Here is a 16,361-nt window from a genome sequence, read left to right on the forward strand (position 1 = left end):
CGATCCGGAGCCTGCTGCGGCTACGCCGCCAGCGCCTCGTCGGCAGGGCCAAAGAACTCATAATGGATGCGGCCTGCCGGCACGCCCGCCGCCACCAGGGCGGCGATGATGTCGCGCAGCATCGGACGCGGTCCACAGATGTAATAGTCGGCGTCGGCGACCGGCGTCTGGCGCTTCAGCCAGTCGGCGGAGATCACGCCCTCCTCATCGAAATCGCCGCCCGGCGTTGACGCGGGGCTCGGCGCCTCATGGAAGAACACCGCCTCGCCGCCTGGCAATTTCGCCACCAGCTCGCGCACATGGGCGGCCATGGCCTGGGCGGACGCATCAAAGGCGCCGTGGGCGAACAGCACCTTGCGCCTTGCGCCCTGCGCCGCCAGGCTTTCCAGCATCGCCACCATCGGCGTCAGGCCGACGCCGCCGGACAGCAGCACCACGGGCTTGTCGCCGGGCTGCAGATAGAAATCGCCGGCTGGCGCGCCAACCTTGAGGCTGTCGCCAACCCTGATCCGGTCATGCAGCCAGCGCGAGGCGAGACCGCGCGGCTCACGCTTGACGGTGATGCGGTAGCTGGCGCCATCGGAGGCGGCCGACACCGTGTAGTTGCGCTTCAGGGGCGGCTGGCCGGGAATGCTGAGCCAGAGGGTGAGATACTGGCCAGGCTTCTGCCGCACGACCGGACCGCCGTCGGCCGGGCGCAGCACGAAGGAATTGATGATGCTGCTTTCGCGGATGATGTCGGCGACGACAAAATCGCGCCAGCCGTTCCAGCCGCCGGTCGCGCCGGCGATTTCCTTGTAGATCGTCTGCTCGCGTTCGATCAGCACGTCCGCCAGGAACCAGTAGGCCTCGCCCCACGCGGTCATGATGTCATCGGTGGCGGCTTCGCCAAGCACGGTCCGGATGGCGGCCAGCAGGGCGTCGGCGACGTAAGGATAATGCTCCGGCAGGATTTGCAGGCCGACGTGCTTCTGGGCGATGCGCTCCACGGCGCCGGTCAGCGCTTCCAGATTATCGATGTTCTGGGCGTAGGCGAGGATCGCCCCGGCGAGCGCCTGCGGCTGCGAACCGTTGTCGCCGTGGTGCGACTGGTTGAACAGGTCGCGGATCGCCGGGTTGCGGAACATGTTGGCGTACATTTCACGGGTAATGGCGAGACCATGGACAGCCAGCGCCGGCGCGGTGGCCTTCACCGTGGCGATGGTCCGTTCACTCAGTGACCGTGGCATGTTGGGGCTCCAGAAACAGTTTGGCCGCGCCAGGCCGCGCGAACCGGCGGCCTGCCGCGCGACGCATAATCATGTATCGCAAATGCATCTATTCACGCCATTGAAAATCATGCAACGAAAATGCATCTTTCAAATTGTCGCAGGGACAGGCCATGACGGACAGGCCATGACGGCCGGCGCGGCGCCAGATCTGGCCCCGGTTCATGTCTGGCGCAGGGATAAAGAACGGCGAAGGCGATGCGACTGACGCGCTACACGGATTACGCCATGCGCGTGCTGCTCTATCTGGGCGCGCGGCCTGAGCGGCTGTGCTCGATCGCCGAAATCGCCGGAGCCTACCGCATCTCCCAGAACCATCTGATGAAGGTGGTCAACGACCTGGGACGCGCCGGCTATGTGGCCAGCGTGCGCGGGCGCGCCGGCGGCGTGCGGCTGGCCCGCGATCCGTCCGGCATCAATGTCGGCGAAGTGGTCCGCCACACCGAGGACAGCTTCGACCTGGTGGATTGCGGCAGTTGCGTCATCGCCCCGGCCTGCGGCCTCACCAGCGCCCTGCGCGAGGCGCTGGCTGCGTTCCTGGCGGTGCTCGACGGCTACACCCTCGCCGATCTGCTGTCGAAACGCGCCGACATGGCGCGCCTGCTGCTCGGCGTGGACCCGCCGGCCAGACCGCAAAAGAAAACGCCCCGGCAGGTCGCCGGGGCGTAATCAGGGTCTTTTCACAAGAGTGCGCAAAGCGCCGCCCGGCTTGCCGAAGCGGGCCAGGTCCGGCTCTGGAAGCCTTCAGCCCTCAGCCTTGTCGAGGCCATACAGGGTGTGCAGCGTGCGCACCGCCAGTTCGGTGTAGGCCGTGTCGATCAGCACCGAGAACTTGATCTCCGACGTGGTGATGGCGCGGATGTTGATGCCCTTGTCGGCGAGCGCCCGGAAGGCGCGCGCCGCGACGCCGGCATGGCTACGCATGCCAACGCCAATGGCCGACACCTTCACCACATCGGTGGCGCCCTCGATCTCGGTGAGGCCGAGGGTCTCGCGGCGCCCATCAAGAATCTTGCGGGCGCGTTCGTAGTCCGCGCCGGGCACCGTGAAGGTGATGTCGGTGTAGGCGTTATCGCCCGACACGACCTGAATGATCATGTCGACATTGATATTGGCTTCGGCCAGAGGCACGAAAATATCGGCGGCGACGCCCGGCTTGTCGGCGACGCGACGCAGGGTGATCTGCGCCTCGTCCCGGGAATAGGCGATGCCGGTGACGACCTGCTGTTCCAAGATCTCCTCCTCGTCGCAGATGAGCGTGCCGCTGCCTGGATTGGCCGGATCGTCGAAGGACGAACGCACATAGGTGCGCACGCCGTGCACCATGGCCACTTCGACCGAACGCACCTGCAAAACTTTCGCGCCAAGCGACGCCATCTCCAGCATCTCCTCAAAGGAGACGCGGTCAAGCCGGCGCGCCTTGCTGACAATGCGCGGATCGGTCGTGTAGACGCCATCCACGTCGGTATAGATATCGCACCGGTCGGCGCCGATGGCGGCGGCGACGGCGACGGCGCTGGTGTCGGAGCCGCCGCGGCCCAGGGTGGTGACGCGGCCGGTCTCCTCATGCAGCCCCTGGAAGCCGGCGATCACCGCAACCTCGCCGCGGCCAAAGCCTTCGATCAGCCGCGATCCGTCAATGCCGGATATGCGGGCCGAGGAATGGGCGCCGTCGGTCAGGATCGGAATCTGCCAGCCCTGCCAGGAGCGGGCCGGCTGGCCCATGCCCTGCAGGGTGATGGCCAGCAGGCCGGCGGTGATCAGCTCGCCCGAGGCGACGACCGCGTCATATTCACGCGGATCGTACAGCGGGGCGGCCTCGCGGCACCAGGCGACCAGCTCATTGGTCTTGCCGGACATGGCGGAGACAACAACCGCGACGTCGTTGCCAGCCTCCACTTCCCGTTTGACATGGAGAGCGACGTTACGGATGCGCTCGATATTCGCGACGGAGGTACCGCCGAACTTCATTACCAGGCGGGCCATGGCTCTCAATCACATTCGATGGGAGGCGCGCGCCGCCGGACGGCGCGACCAACTGGGGAAAGAACCGCGCGTATAGGAAGCGGCATTGACGCTGTCAATGGATGCGCCCCGCCCCGCCAGAAGCACTCGACAGGCAGCCGCGCGTGGTGTAAAGGCGCGGCTTCAACTGAAAACAGCGTGGCCGAAACGCTTGCGGTCTTCGTTGGACGCCGCCTGATGCGGCCGGGTTTCCGGACCCGCGCCCCAAAAACAGACGTCCCGATGGTCGCCACGGCAGGAGCACATGATGAACATTATCGAGCAGATCGATCAGGAACAGATCGCCCGCCTCACCGCCGACCGCCAGTTCCCGGAGTTCGAGCCCGGCGACACCGTGCAGATCAATGTGAAGGTTCGCGAAGGCGAGCGCTCCCGCGTGCAGGCCTATGAAGGCGTTTGCATCGCCCGCGCTGGCGGCGGCATCAACCAGAGCTTCACCGTTCGCAAGATCTCCTACGGCGAAGGCGTCGAGCGCGTGTTCCCGCTGTATTCGCCAATCATCGACTCGATCAAGGTGATCCGTCGCGGCAAGGTGCGTCGCGCCAAGCTGTATTACCTGCGCGACCGTCGCGGCAAGTCGGCCCGTATCGCCGAGCGCGTTGAGCGCGCCCCGAAGGCTGCCAAGTAAGCCTTTACAAGCAAGCCTTAAAGGCAGGCGCCGGCCTCCGGCGCCCCGCTTTCACCCGCCGCGCGCCCGCACGGCGGGTTTATTTTTGCCGGATTGCCCGGTGCGTCCCGCTGGCCCGGGGCCCGGTTGGCCCAAGGTTCGCCTGGCCCAAGGTTCGCCTGGCCCAGGGTTCGCCTGGCCCAGGGCCGCATGACCTGAGGTGCGCTTTACCCGCCAGGCCAGGCCAGACAAGGCCAAGCTAGGCAAGGCAAGGCAAGGCCAGGCCAGACGCCTGCCGCGACGGCGCGCGGCGACGGGCTCACCGTCCGGCCCGCATCCCGCGCCCGCCGGCAGACTTCGCTCGCCGGCAGACTTCGCCTTACGCGCTGGCTTCGTCGGCCAGCGGGCGGAAGCGGGCGGCGCGAATGGAGATGCAATAGCCGGACAGCACGTCGATGGCGGCGATCAGCGTGATGATCAGAAACACCGCTTCGCCGCATTTGGGCACGAACAGGAATTCGACCGCGCAGACGAGAAAAACGATCAGCGACAACGCATGGTTGACCAGCGACGAGGTGCGCGCCCGGGCGCTGATGATTTCCACGAACAGCAGGGCGAAAGCGACGACCACAAAGGCATCGCCGGTGGTGATCGGCCACAGCCGCCCGGACGGCAGCGTTGTCTGGCCGACCACGGTGGTGGCGGTGGCCGAACCGAACACGACGAGGCTGTTCCAGGCCAACACGACCAGGGCCAGCAACGGAAATGCGCGCAGCACAAACATTCGGAACGCTCCCAGACAACTTTTCGCGCGCCAGCATGGCGCAACGCCCGCGCCATGCGGCCAGGGCCAGAGCGCCAGGCGCCAGAACACCAGGCGCATCGACGCCTGGCGCAGTGTTGCTGCGCCGGCGGGCGCCCGTCAATCGCCGCCACCCGACTGCCAGCTCATCACCCCCAACGGCTTCACGGGGCAGACGGCTTCACGGGGCGGGCAGCCCTTGCCAGGCGACGCCCGCACGCCGCTTCTCCGTATATGCGCCACTCCTCCCGCCGCGCCGCTGCGCGCTTTGCGCCGCTGCGCCCGTGCATGGCGCGCGCGAAGCGCCTGCGCTGGCAGCCGTTGTTTCCGCAGACTGGATTTGCTACAAACAGGCCATGGACGCCCTGACGATCATGACAGCGACTGCGCCGCGCCGCATCCATGTGCGGGCAATGGCGGTTGCGCGGCTCGATGAGCCGGGCAGCATCCTGCTGCATGATCACACGCGCCTGCCTGGCCGCTTTTTCGGCCGCATGACCGCATCGGTGCAGGCGGAGCTTACCGGCTGAGGCTTGCGGCGCACCCGCCGCCAGCCTCGCGCAGCGGGCCAACCCGCGCGGGCCGGACGCCATGCAACGCCATGGCGCATGTGCCGCCAGTCACTGGCGCCCACCTCCCGGCCACGCATCCGGACCCACTGCGCAAGCCCCGCGAATGACGCGCGGCCCCCACCATGACGATGGGGCCGCATTCCGGCGCACGCCATTGCGCCAGCTTTTCCGAACCAACGAGGCCTGCCATGGCTCCCCGCACCCTGTACGACAAGATCTGGGACGACCACGTGGTCGACACCCGCGAAGACGGCGCCAGCCTGCTGTATATCGACCGCCACCTGGTCCACGAAGTGACCTCGCCCCAGGCCTTCGAGGGCCTGCGCGTTTCGGGCCGCAAGGTGCGCGCGCCGCAGAAGACCCTGGCCGTCGTCGACCACAACGTGCCGACGTCCGACCGCTCCAAGCCCAACCCCGATCCAGAGAGCGCCACCCAGATCGAGACGCTGGCCCAGAACGCCCGCGACTTCGGCGTTGAGTATTACTCCGAGCACGACGTCCGCCAGGGCGTGGTGCACATTATCGGCCCCGAGCAGGGCTTCACCCTGCCCGGCACGACCATCGTCTGCGGCGACAGCCACACCTCCACCCATGGCGCTTTCGGCGCCCTGGCGCACGGCATCGGCACCTCCGAGGTCGAGCACGTGCTGGCCACCCAGACGCTGATCCAGAAAAAAGCCAAAAACATGCTGGTCCAGGTGGACGGCAGCCTGCCGGCTGGCGTCACCGCCAAGGACATCATCCTGGCGATCATCGGCGAGATCGGCACCGCCGGCGGCACCGGCCATGTCATGGAATACGCTGGCCAGGCCATCCGCGAGCTGTCCATGGAAGGCCGCATGACGGTCTGCAACATGAGCATCGAGGGCGGCGCGCGCGCCGGCCTGATCGCGCCGGACGAGAAGACCTGGGAATATCTGCGCGGCCGGCCGAAGGCGCCGCAGGGCGCGGCCTTCGACGAGGCCGTGCGCTTCTGGGAAACGCTGCGCACCGACGAGGGCGCGCACTTTGACTCGGTGATCCGCCTCGACGCCGCCAACCTGCCGCCGATCGTTTCCTGGGGCACCAGCCCCGAGGACGTGATCTCGGTGGCCGGCGTGGTGCCGGATCCGGACCAGATCACCGACGAGGCCAAGCGCATCTCCAAGCATCGCGCCCTGGAATACATGGGCCTGAAGGCTGGCACGAAGATCACCGACATCGGCATCGACCGCGTGTTCATCGGCTCCTGCACCAACGGTCGCATCGAAGACCTGCGCGCCGTGGCCCGCATGGTCGAGGGCAAGAAGGTGCACGCCAATGTCAACGCCATGGTGGTGCCGGGCTCCGGCCTGGTGAAGCAGCAGGCCGAGCAGGAAGGCATCGACAGGATCCTGATCGCCGCCGGCTTCGACTGGCGCGAGCCGGGCTGCTCCATGTGCCTGGCCATGAACCCCGACCGCCTGGCGCCGCATGAGCGCTGCGCCTCGACCTCGAACCGTAATTTCGAGGGCCGTCAGGGCTTCAAGGGCCGCACTCACCTGGTGTCGCCGGCCATGGCCGCCGCCGCCGCGATCGAGGGCCACTTCGTCGACATCCGCGACTGGGGTTGAAAGCCTTGAGCGCTTCCGCCGCTGACACCGCCGACGGAAGCGCCGGCGATCCCGCCCGGATCGCCAGCCTCACCGCGCCCACCATCGCCGACTTCGAACGGATGGCTGACGATGCGTTCGCCGCCCTGCCGCAGGAGTTCCGCGACATGTGCGCCGGCGTGCTGGTCCGCGTCATGGATTTTCCTGACGAGGACACCATGCGCGCCATGGATTGTGAAACGCCGTTCGACCTGCTCGGACTGTTTCACGGTCTGGGGCTGGCCCAGGGCGGGGCGTTCCAGAACACCGGGCAGTTTCCCAACCAGGTGTTCCTCTACCGCCGGCCCATCCTCGACTATTGGGCCGAGCATGAGGAAACCCTCGGGGACATCGTCACACACGTCCTCGTCCATGAGATCGGCCACCATTTCGGCCTCTCGGACGATGACATGGAAGCCATCGAGGCCGCCGCCGACGCGCCGTGAGCGCTGGCGGGCGGCTGGAGAACAGACATGCAGAAATTCACCACGCTTGAGGGCGTCGCCGCCCCGCTGGAAATCATCAATGTCGACACCGACATGATCATTCCCAAGCAGTATCTGAAGACCATCAAGCGCACCGGCCTCGGCACGGGCCTGTTCTCGGAAATGCGTTACAACGAGGACGGCTCGGACAACCCGGACTTCGTGCTCAACAAGCCGGGCTACAAGGCGGCCACCATCCTCGTCGCCGGCGACAATTTCGGCTGCGGCTCCTCGCGCGAGCACGCCCCGTGGGCGCTGGTCGACTACGGCATCCGCTGCGTCATCTCGACGTCGTTCGCCGACATTTTCTACAATAACTGCTTCAACAACGGCCTGCTGCCGGCGATCGTCTCGCGCGAGGACCTGGACAAGCTGTTCGATGACGCCAATCGCGGCGCCAACGCCACCCTGACCGTCGATCTGGAAGCCCAGGAAATCCGTGGTCCCGACGGCGGCGTGGTCAAGTTCGAGATCGACCCGCAGCGCAAGCACAAGCTGCTGAACGGCCTCGACGACATCGGCGAGACCGTGCACGCGCGCGGCCCGGCCATCGACGCCTACGAGCAGCGCATCGCCGGCAACCGCCCCTGGCTGTAAGACGGCAACCAGCGCCAAACGCAAAAACGCCCCCTTCCGGGGGCGTTTTTATTTTGGATCCTGCAAGAAGCATCGCCGGACGAACCGGCGCGGCCGGCGCGAACAGGTCCCGCTCAGGCTGCCGGTCCGCCCGCCATATCCGCTTCAAGGAAGGCGCGCACATCGTCGCGCGGCACGTTTTTGGCGATGAAGCTCTGGCCGATGCCGCGCGCCAGGATGAAGGTCAGGGCGCCGCGCGACACCTTCTTGTCCTGGGCCATGGCCTCAAGGACTTCATCCACCGTTCCGACGCCGCCAGGGATTTGCGCGGGATGCACCGGCAGGCCGGCCGCCGTCAGGTGACGGGCGACGCGATCGGCGTCCGCCGGGGCGCACAGGCCGAGCCGGGCGGAGAAGCGGAAGGCCTGGGCCATGCCAATGGCGACGCCCTCGCCGTGGACCAGCCGGGCGGAATCGTAATGCGTCAACCGCTCCAGGGCGTGGCCGAAGGTGTGGCCGAGGTTAAGCAGGGCCCGGTCGCCGGTTTCGGTTTCGTCACGGGCGACCACGGCGGCCTTGGCGGCGCAACTGGTGGCGACGGCGTGGTCGCGAGCGTCGGTTCCGTCATAGACGCCCCGCCAGTTCTGTTCGCACCAGGCGAAAAACTCCGGCTGGTCGATCAGGCCATATTTGGCAACCTCGGCGTAACCGGCGCGGAGTTCGCGCACTGGCAGGGTGTCGAGCACCGCCGTGTCAGCCAGCACCAGCGCCGGCTGGCAGAAAGCGCCAATAAGGTTCTTGCCGTGAGGCGAGTTGATGCCGGTCTTGCCGCCCACCGATGAATCGACCTGGGCCAGAAGCGAGGTCGGAACCTGGATAAACCGCACGCCGCGCCGCAGGATCGCCGCCGCGAAGCCGGTGAGATCGCCAATGACGCCGCCGCCGAGCGCCACCACCAGATCGCCGCGCTCGATCTTCGCCGCCAGCAGCCCCTCGACAACCTGTTGCAGGTCGCCCCAGCTCTTGGTCGCCTCGCCGGGCGTCAGCACAATGCTCTCCACCCGCAGGCCGGCGTCCGTCAGGCTGCGCCGCACGCGCCCGCCAACAACGGCGTCGACATTGCTGTCGGTAACGATGGCGACGTTGCCGCCCGGCGCCAGTTCCGCCGCCGCCGCGCCAATGCTGTCGATGACGCCGCGCCCGATGCGGATGTCGTAGGAGCGCTCGGCCAGCGCCACGCGGATCACGCGTTCGCCTGCGCCGTGGCCCGCCGTTTCTGCCTGCGCCGCCGCTGCGGAGGCCGCCGTCGTCATGCCCGGTTGTCCTTCTCGATGGGCCGGATGCCCGGCAGATAGTCCAGCACCGCCGCGATCACGTCGTCGACGACGACCTCGTGGGGGCTTTCATGGGAATGCACGGTGAGGTCAGCCTCGGCGTAAACCGGATAGCGCTCGTCCATCAGCCGGCGCATGGCGCCTTCCGGGTCCGGCGTCTGCAGCAGCGGCCGGTTGCCGCGCTTGCGCACCCGCTTCATCAACACGTCCAGATCCGCCTTCAGCCAGACGGAGATGCCCCGGGAGCGCACCAGGGCGCGGGTGGTGGTGTCCATGAAGGCGCCGCCGCCGGTGGCCAGCACGTGGCCGCCCTCCGCCAGCAGCCGGGCAATGACCCGGCGCTCGCCATCGCGAAAATATGGCTCGCCGTGGGCCGCGAAAATCTCCGGAATGGTCTTGCCGGCGGCGCGCTCGATCTCGGCGTCCGCATCCACGAACGGCAGATCGAGCCGGGCGGCCAGCCGGCGGCCGACCGTGCTCTTGCCGCAGCCCATCAGGCCGACCAGAACCAGGGAGCGTCCGCGCAGGCCACGGCGCAGCCGCTCGTAATCGGCGGAGGCGTCCGGTCTTTCCACGGAAGTCTGTTGCAACGTCATGGCCTGTCGATACCATGCCTTCACGAAACTGTCTTGCGGCGACTGGCCCGGGCGCGCCCGCTGAACCGGGAAAAATCCGGCAAAAATCGGCGGCGTTAACGGTTCCCTGCCAGACATGCTGCAATATGATCCGGGCGTTCTCACGCGCCCATTCAGCTTCGGGCGCTTTCCGGCCACAGGGAAACGCCTGGCCGATCAGAACTCGCTCAAGACAGGAATGCCTGGAGCGGTCTGCGGTTCGTTGTGAACCGCAGGCAGGTCCGGGACCGTCGCCGGGGGCCGGATGCCGACGCTAATTCGCCTACTGGCCATTCTCGCCGTCGCCGGCGCGGTGGCCGCAGCCGCCATGACGGCGCTCGCCACGCTGGTCACGCCAACACCGCGGGAAATCACCACGACCATCCGGCTGCCGGCGGACGGCAAAGCCCCGACGGGAGCCGGCCATGCGCGCTGACGCCGCTGTTGATCTGTTTCTGGACATGCTCGCCTCGGAGCGCGGCGCCGCCGCCAACACGCTCGACGCCTATCGCCGCGATCTTGATGACTACACGGAATTTCTCGCCGGCGAGGGGCTGTCGCCGCTCAACGCCGACGCCGGCGCCGTGCGCCGCTGGATCGCCTACCTGCATGAACGGGGCCTGAAGGCCTCCTCGGCGGCGCGCCGGCTCTCCGCCGCACGTCAGCTGCATAAATTCCTCTACAGCGAGGGCGAGCGCTCCGACGATCCCACCATCGCCATCGACGGGCCGAAGCTGGGGCGGGCGCTGCCGAAAGTTATTTCCATCGCCGAGGTCGACCAGTTGCTGGCGACAGCGCGGGAGGGCGTCGACGACGCCGGGCGCCCGCGGCTGGCGCGGCTGCGCGCCGCGCGCATGAGCTGCCTGCTTGAACTGCTCTACGCCACCGGCATGCGCGTGTCCGAACTGGTGTCGCTGCCCGCTTCGGCCGCGAATACGCGCGAGCGGTTTCTGGTGGTGATGGGCAAGGGCCGCAAGGAGCGCCTGACCCCCCTCACCGATGCGGCCCGCGCCGCGATGCAACGCTGGCGGGAGATCGCGCAGGAGGCAGTGTCCGCCCCCCAGGCAACGCCTGACGCGCGGGACGATGCAACAGCGAAACCGGCGCCCAGACGGGGGCGCCCGAAAAAGCCGCCGCCGCCTGCTCCCGCCAGCCCCTGGCTGTTTCCTTCCGACAGCGCCAGCGGCCATCTGACCCGCCAGGCCTTCGCCCGCGACCTGAAAGACATCGCCGCCGCCGCCGGCATCGCGCCGGCGCGGATCAGCCCGCACGTCCTGCGCCACGCCTTCGCCAGCCACCTGCTGCACAATGGGGCGGACCTGCGCATCGTGCAGGAACTGCTCGGCCACGCCGACATCGCCACAACCCAGATCTACACCCATGTGCTGGACGAACGGCTGAAATCGGTGGTGCGCGACCTGCATCCGCTGGCCCGCGGCTGACAGATGTCGACGCCAACATTACAAAATGCTCATTTGACACGGAAAACCGGGCTTTGACATGAAGGAGCCCGATATCAGGGTCATCATGGGTGGCAAAATAACCTGAACCGGACAGCCGGGGCGTCGCCAGACGCTGTCCGTGATCGCCGGCATGGCGTCGTGCGACCGGACCGCGCCAGACGCGAGCTGTCGAAGTCACAAGGACGGGGCCCTGGGCCCCGCAGCCCCGGAAGGGACCGGAATCTGATGCGCTTGCGCCCTGTCGTCATCGCCCTGGCTATCGCCGCCGTCGCCGGCGGAGGCTGGTATTATGTCCGGCACCAGGGCGGCGGCGTAAAAACCTCCGCGAGCCATGCGCAGAGCGGCCGGCCTGGCGTCGCCGTCATCACCGCCGCCGCCACCGCCGAAACCTTTCCCGTGCGTCGCCGCGCCATTGGCGTCATCGAAACGCCCGCATCGGTTGTGGTGCGCTCGCGCATCGCCAGCCAGATCCTCGAGCAGCATATCCAGGACGGCCAGATGGTGAAGGCGGGCGATCCGCTGTTCACCCTGGACGACAAGGAGGCCCGCGCCGCTGTCGCCCGCGACGAGGCGGCCATTGCCCGCGACACGGCCCTGCTGGCCAGGGCCAACGCCGACCAGGAGCGCGTCAAGCAACTGGCGGCGCGCAACACCGCCGCCCAGTCCCAGGTCGATCTCGCCGTCGCCAACGCCCGCAGCGCCGCCGCCGCCCTCGCCGGCTCGCAGGCTGCCCTCGCCGCCAGCAGGCTGCAGCTGAGCTACACCAAAATCTTCGCCCCCATGGCCGGCCGCATTGGCGCCGTGCGCGTGCCGCCTGGCAATCTGGTGGGCGCCGGCGACCTCTCGGGCCAGGGGCTGGTGACCATTACCCAGATCCAGCCGGTGCGCGTCACGTTCACCCTGCCGGAGCGTGATCTCGGCGCCTTGCGCGCCGCCATGCTGAAGCAGCCGCCGACGGTGCGGGTGATGTTGCCCAACTCGGGAGAAGAGCTGGCCAGCAGCGTCATCGATTTTGTCGACAATGCCGTCGACACCGGCTCCGGCACCATCATCGCCCGCGCCACCTTCCCCAACGGCGACCTGCGGCTGTGGCCGGGCATGTTCGTCGACGTGGCCATGGACCTGGACCAGCGGCCGGATACGACCGTCGTGCCAACCGTCGCCGTGCAACAGGGCCAGGACTCGCCCTTCGTCTACGTCGTGGGCAAGGACGGCAAGGTCGACTCGCGCCCCGTGAAGGTGTTCGCCGCGCTGGAGGGGCGCACCGCCATCACCAGCGGCGTCAACCCCGGCGAACACGTGATCGTCGAAGGCCAGCAGCGGGTCGGCCCTGGCGTGCGGGTGACCGAAACGCTGCGGACGCCCGACAAGAGCGCGGAAAAGGAAGACATGGCCCGGACCGGCGCGCCGCGCGCCCGGCCAGAGAAGGCCAACCCCACCTGACCGGACGCGGGGCGGAGACGGCGCGGCGATGGCCCTTTGCCCCTTGCCCCGACGCGGGTTTGACGACGCGGGTTTGATGATGGTTTCCGGGCGGCGCGACCCGCCCCGTCCGACGGCAACGCGCCCCCCATGCACGCGGGGCGGCGGGTAGCGCCAGGAGCAAGGCGACGTGAATATTTCAGAATTCTGCATTCGCCGGCCTGTCGCCACCATCCTGATGTGCGCGGCCCTGCTTGTCGGCGGCCTGTTCGCCTACCGGCAGCTGCCGGTGGCGGCGCTGCCGCGCACCGATTTTCCGGTGATTTCCGTCTCCGCCACATTGCCGGGCGCGGCGCCGGACACCATGGCGAATTCCGTGGCGACGCCGCTGATCAAGCAGTTCGCCACCATCGCCGGCATCGACCAGATCACCACCACCAATTCGCTCGGCTCCACCACGATCAATATCCAGTTCGACCTGAACCGGAACATTGACGCGGCGGCGGCCGACGTCCAGGCGGCGCTCACCGCCGCCCAGCGGCGACTGCCGGTGGAAATGACCACCCTGCCCAGCTTCCGCAAGGTCAATCCGGCCGACGCGCCGGTGCTGCTGCTGGCGCTCACCAGTTCGACGCTGCCGCTGCCGGAGCTGGACGGCTTCGCCCAGCAGGTGATTTCGCCAGCCGTGTCGACGGTGAACGGCGTCGCGCAATTGCTGGTGTTCGGCTCGCAGAAATTCGCCGTGCGGGTGCAGGTGGACGCCAATGCCCTCGCCGCGCGCGGCATTGGCCTTGACCAGTTGCAGCAGGCCATCGCCGCCGCCAACTCCTCGACGCCGGTCGGCACCATCGACAACGACCGGCAGAGCATCACCATCCAGACCAACACGCAGATGATGCGGGCAGCCCAGTTCCGCGACATCATCGTGTCCTACGCCAATGGCCGGCCGGTGCGGCTGCGCGACGTGGCCAACGTCATCGACTCGGTGGAAAACAACAAGACCGCCAGCACCTATGACGGCGTGCGCTCCATCGTGCTCGCCGTCTACCGCCAGCCCGACGCCAATACGGTGGAGGTGGTGGACCGGGTGAAGGCCATGCTGCCGGCCTTCCAGGCGCAATTGCCGCCGGCGGCGCAGCTGTACACGCTGATCGACCGCTCCACCTCGATCCGCGAGGCGGTGGCCGACGTGCAGTTCACGCTCTACCTGATCATCGTGCTGGTGGTGCTGGTGATCCTGCTGTTCCTGCGCCGGATTTACGCCACCTTCATTCCCAGCCTCGCCGTGCCGATCTCACTGATTGGCACCTATGGGGCGATGTATCTGTTCGGCTTCTCCATCAACAACATCTCGTTGCTGGCGCTGACCCTTGCGGTGGGCCTCGTCGTCGACGACGCCATCGTGATGGTGGAGAACATCTACCGGCACATGGAGGAATACGGCAAATCCGCCTGGGAGGCGGCGCTCGACGGCTCGCGGGAGATCGGCTTCACCATCGTCTCGATGACCCTGTCGCTCATCGCCGTGTTCATTCCGGTGCTACTGATGGGCGGTGTGGTCGGGCGGGTGTTCAACGAATTCGCCATCGTGGTGTCGTGCGCCCTGCTGGTGTCCGCTTTCGTGTCGCTGACGCTGACGCCGATGCTGTGCGCCCGCATCCTGCCGCCGCCCCTGAGCCATGACGAGGCGCGCGCCGGCGTCGCCGGCCTGCTGGAGCGCGGCTTCGACGCCGTGCTGTCGGCCTATGACCGCACGCTTCAGGCCGCGCTGCGGGCCAAGCCGCTCACCTTCATGGTGTTTGTGCTCACGCTTGTGGCCACCGTCTGGATGTTCATCACCATTCCCAAGGGCTTCTTCCCGACCGAGGACATCAGCCAGCTCAACTTCAACACCGAGGCGCGCCAGGACATCTCTTTGCAGGAGATGGCGACCTTGCAGCGCCAGGTGGAGAACGTGTTCCGCAATTCGCCGCACGTCGCCCACGTGGCCTCGGTGATCGGTGCCTCCGGCGGCACCCTCAACCAGGGGCGCGGCTTCATTGAGCTGAAACCCAAGACCGAGCGCGGCCATCTCGACAGGGTGCTGTCGGACCTGCGCCGCGAACTGGTGAAAATCCCGGGCATCACCACCTTCATCACGCCAACCCAGAACCTGCGTTTCGGCGCGACGCGCACCCGCAGCCAGTACCAGTTCGTCATGCAGGGCCTGAACCAGGACGAGCTGTACGGCTGGGCGACGAAAATGGGCGACGCGCTGCGGCGCGATCCACTGTTCCTCGACGTCGCCTCCGACCTGCAGATCAACGCCCTGCAATCATCCCTGACCGTGGACCGCGACAAGGCGCTGGCGCTCGGCGTCGACGCCGACCGGCTGCGCTCCACCCTGTACGGCGGCTTCGGCGCCCGGCAGATCTCGACCATCTACAGCACCGGCGACAGCTATCAGGTGATCCTGCAGTTCGATCCCGGCATGCAGTGGAGCGACGAGCTGCTCGACACCGTGCGGGTGCGTTCGGCCAGCGGCAAACTGGTGCCCGTCGGCGCCTTCGCGCGGATCGACCGCACCGTCGGAACCCTGTCGGTGAACCAGCTTGGCCAGCTTCCCGCCGTTACCCTGTCGTTCAACCTGCCGGCGGGCGTCTCGCTGGGCGACGCCACCAAACGCATCGACGCCATCAAGCAGGCCATGAACCTGCCGACGACCATCTCCACCACCTGGTCGGGCGACGCGAGCATCTTCCAGGCGGCGCTGGGCAATCAGGGCCTGCTGCTGCTGGCCGCGGTGCTGACCATCTACATCGTGCTGGGCATGCTCTACGAGAGCTTCATCCACCCGTTCACGATTCTCACCGGCCTGCCCTCGGCGGCGGTGGGAGCGCTGATCTCGCTCCAGATCTTCGGCATGGATCTCAGCGTCATCGCCATCATCGGCATCCTGATGCTGATCGGCATCGTCAAGAAGAACGCCATCATGATGATCGACGTGGCGTTGCAATTGCAGCGCGGCGGCGAAACGCCCGAAAAGGCCATCTACCGGGCCTGCCTGATGCGCTTCCGGCCGATCATGATGACGACGCTGGCGGCGCTGATCGGCACGCTGCCGATCGCCATCGGCCACGGGCCAAGCGCCGAGCTGCGCCAGCCGCTGGGCGTCGCCGTGGTCGGCGGCCTGCTGCTGTCGCAGTTGCTGACCCTGTACATCACGCCGGTGCTCTACATTTACATGGAGCGCCTCTCCCAGGCGACGAACGCCAGCTTCGCCCGGTTGCGGCGCAAGAAGCCGCCGGTGGCGCACACGCCGGCGGAATAGCGCGATCGCGCAAATTCCGCCATTGTTGCGCGCCAGAGAGGTGATTTGGATGGCTTTGTGTTTGGGCCTGACGCCACAACCCGGTGAGCCTCACTCATTGGGTTGTGGTGAAGCCCGGGCGGTGCCTGAGCCTGCCAGATCGCGGATGCGACAGCATCTTCGCGATCTGGCATGACGGCCCGCTTTTGCCGGTTGCGCCAGAATTGACGCGGCGATTGTCGCCACGGCGATTCAGGCGCAGCTGACCTGGACGCAGCGCCCATTCGCCAGACG

At 67.4% G+C, this 16,361-nt stretch carries 15 protein-coding genes; 10 read left to right on the plus strand and 5 right to left on the minus strand.

Annotated elements, in window-relative coordinates:
* Positions 1-20 precede the first annotated feature (20 nt).
* Positions 21-1,229, minus strand: coding sequence for an NO-inducible flavohemoprotein (hmpA, locus tag ACERNI_RS03695; protein ID WP_448831921.1), 1,209 nt, complete (start codon positions 1,227-1,229; stop codon positions 21-23).
* Positions 1,230-1,466: 237 nt separating this feature from the next.
* Here hmpA and ACERNI_RS03700 point away from each other — a divergent pair, with 237 nt between their 5' ends.
* Complete coding sequence (locus ACERNI_RS03700) at positions 1,467-1,937, plus strand: Rrf2 family transcriptional regulator (RefSeq protein ID WP_448831922.1); 471 nt, start codon at positions 1,467-1,469, stop codon at positions 1,935-1,937.
* Between the two features lie 75 nt (positions 1,938-2,012).
* On the opposite strand, the gene ACERNI_RS03705 is transcribed toward ACERNI_RS03700, so the two are convergent.
* A complete protein-coding gene (locus tag ACERNI_RS03705; RefSeq protein ID WP_448831923.1) occupies positions 2,013-3,254 on the minus strand; it encodes an aspartate kinase in 1,242 nt (413 codons plus the stop codon).
* A 286-nt stretch (positions 3,255-3,540) separates the two neighbouring features.
* Here ACERNI_RS03705 and rplS point away from each other — a divergent pair, with 286 nt between their 5' ends.
* Positions 3,541-3,921, plus strand: coding sequence for a 50S ribosomal protein L19 (gene rplS / locus ACERNI_RS03710; RefSeq protein WP_448832150.1), 381 nt, complete (start codon positions 3,541-3,543; stop codon positions 3,919-3,921).
* Between the two features lie 358 nt (positions 3,922-4,279).
* Here the strand turns inward: rplS and ACERNI_RS03715 are convergent, their stop codons facing one another.
* A complete protein-coding gene (locus tag ACERNI_RS03715) occupies positions 4,280-4,684 on the minus strand; it encodes a hypothetical protein (protein ID WP_448831924.1) in 405 nt (134 codons plus the stop codon).
* Positions 4,685-5,076: 392 nt separating this feature from the next.
* Here ACERNI_RS03715 and ACERNI_RS03720 point away from each other — a divergent pair, with 392 nt between their 5' ends.
* The 4 genes from ACERNI_RS03720 to leuD all read left to right on the plus strand — a co-directional run bounded on the left by ACERNI_RS03720 (position 5,077) and on the right by leuD (position 7,966).
* Positions 5,077-5,232, plus strand: coding sequence for a hypothetical protein (locus ACERNI_RS03720; protein WP_448831925.1), 156 nt, complete (start codon positions 5,077-5,079; stop codon positions 5,230-5,232).
* 230 nt (positions 5,233-5,462) lie between these two features.
* Positions 5,463-6,866, plus strand: coding sequence for a 3-isopropylmalate dehydratase large subunit (gene leuC, locus ACERNI_RS03725; RefSeq protein ID WP_448831926.1), 1,404 nt, complete (start codon positions 5,463-5,465; stop codon positions 6,864-6,866).
* Between the two features lie 101 nt (positions 6,867-6,967).
* The gene (locus ACERNI_RS03730) at positions 6,968-7,330 is read left to right on the plus strand and encodes a metallopeptidase family protein (protein ID WP_448832151.1); all 363 of its coding nucleotides are present in this window, start codon (positions 6,968-6,970) and stop codon (positions 7,328-7,330) included.
* A gap of 27 nt (positions 7,331-7,357) precedes the next feature.
* Positions 7,358-7,966: a 3-isopropylmalate dehydratase small subunit gene (leuD, locus tag ACERNI_RS03735; RefSeq protein ID WP_448831927.1), complete on the plus strand. Its 609-nt coding sequence runs from the start codon at positions 7,358-7,360 to the stop codon at positions 7,964-7,966.
* Between the two features lie 113 nt (positions 7,967-8,079).
* On the opposite strand, the gene aroB is transcribed toward leuD, so the two are convergent.
* A complete protein-coding gene (gene aroB / locus ACERNI_RS03740; protein ID WP_448831928.1) occupies positions 8,080-9,258 on the minus strand; it encodes a 3-dehydroquinate synthase in 1,179 nt (392 codons plus the stop codon).
* On the minus strand, positions 9,255-9,875 hold the full coding sequence (locus ACERNI_RS03745) for a shikimate kinase (RefSeq protein ID WP_448831929.1): 621 nt from the start codon (positions 9,873-9,875) through the stop codon (positions 9,255-9,257). Before ACERNI_RS03745 ends, aroB begins: the two co-directional genes overlap by 4 nt.
* 283 nt (positions 9,876-10,158) lie before the next feature.
* Here ACERNI_RS03745 and ACERNI_RS03750 point away from each other — a divergent pair, with 283 nt between their 5' ends.
* The 4 genes from ACERNI_RS03750 (at position 10,159) to ACERNI_RS03765 (ending at position 16,088) form a co-directional block, all read left to right on the plus strand.
* Entirely contained in the window at positions 10,159-10,329 is a 171-nt protein-coding gene (locus ACERNI_RS03750) for a histidine kinase (RefSeq protein ID WP_448831930.1), read from the plus strand.
* Positions 10,319-11,335, plus strand: a complete 1,017-nt coding sequence (locus ACERNI_RS03755; RefSeq protein ID WP_448831931.1) for a site-specific tyrosine recombinase XerD — start codon at positions 10,319-10,321, stop codon at positions 11,333-11,335. The genes ACERNI_RS03750 and ACERNI_RS03755 overlap by 11 nt, the downstream gene beginning before the upstream one ends.
* A gap of 246 nt (positions 11,336-11,581) precedes the next feature.
* A complete protein-coding gene (locus ACERNI_RS03760) occupies positions 11,582-12,799 on the plus strand; it encodes an efflux RND transporter periplasmic adaptor subunit (protein WP_448831932.1) in 1,218 nt (405 codons plus the stop codon).
* 169 nt (positions 12,800-12,968) lie between these two features.
* Entirely contained in the window at positions 12,969-16,088 is a 3,120-nt protein-coding gene (locus tag ACERNI_RS03765) for an efflux RND transporter permease subunit (protein ID WP_448831933.1), read from the plus strand.
* The last annotated feature ends 273 nt before the right edge of the window (positions 16,089-16,361 follow it).

It is taken from the genome of Camelimonas sp. ID_303_24, from assembly GCF_053543495.1.

Excerpts from the sequence above, each read along its gene's own strand:
- hmpA (WP_448831921.1), bottom strand. The coding sequence starts at position 1,229 with ATGCCACGGTCACTGAGTGAACGGACCATCGCCACGGTGAAGGCCACC.
- ACERNI_RS03700 (WP_448831922.1), top strand. The coding sequence starts at position 1,467 with ATGCGACTGACGCGCTACACGGATTACGCCATGCGCGTGCTGCTCTAT.
- ACERNI_RS03705 (WP_448831923.1), bottom strand. The coding sequence starts at position 3,254 with ATGGCCCGCCTGGTAATGAAGTTCGGCGGTACCTCCGTCGCGAATATC.
- rplS (WP_448832150.1), top strand. The coding sequence starts at position 3,541 with ATGAACATTATCGAGCAGATCGATCAGGAACAGATCGCCCGCCTCACC.
- ACERNI_RS03715 (WP_448831924.1), bottom strand. The coding sequence starts at position 4,684 with ATGTTTGTGCTGCGCGCATTTCCGTTGCTGGCCCTGGTCGTGTTGGCC.
- ACERNI_RS03720 (WP_448831925.1), top strand. The coding sequence starts at position 5,077 with ATGACAGCGACTGCGCCGCGCCGCATCCATGTGCGGGCAATGGCGGTT.
- leuC (WP_448831926.1), top strand. The coding sequence starts at position 5,463 with ATGGCTCCCCGCACCCTGTACGACAAGATCTGGGACGACCACGTGGTC.
- ACERNI_RS03730 (WP_448832151.1), top strand. The coding sequence starts at position 6,968 with ATGGCTGACGATGCGTTCGCCGCCCTGCCGCAGGAGTTCCGCGACATG.
- leuD (WP_448831927.1), top strand. The coding sequence starts at position 7,358 with ATGCAGAAATTCACCACGCTTGAGGGCGTCGCCGCCCCGCTGGAAATC.
- aroB (WP_448831928.1), bottom strand. The coding sequence starts at position 9,258 with ATGACGACGGCGGCCTCCGCAGCGGCGGCGCAGGCAGAAACGGCGGGC.
- ACERNI_RS03745 (WP_448831929.1), bottom strand. The coding sequence starts at position 9,875 with ATGACGTTGCAACAGACTTCCGTGGAAAGACCGGACGCCTCCGCCGAT.
- ACERNI_RS03750 (WP_448831930.1), top strand. The coding sequence starts at position 10,159 with ATGCCGACGCTAATTCGCCTACTGGCCATTCTCGCCGTCGCCGGCGCG.
- ACERNI_RS03755 (WP_448831931.1), top strand. The coding sequence starts at position 10,319 with ATGCGCGCTGACGCCGCTGTTGATCTGTTTCTGGACATGCTCGCCTCG.
- ACERNI_RS03760 (WP_448831932.1), top strand. The coding sequence starts at position 11,582 with ATGCGCTTGCGCCCTGTCGTCATCGCCCTGGCTATCGCCGCCGTCGCC.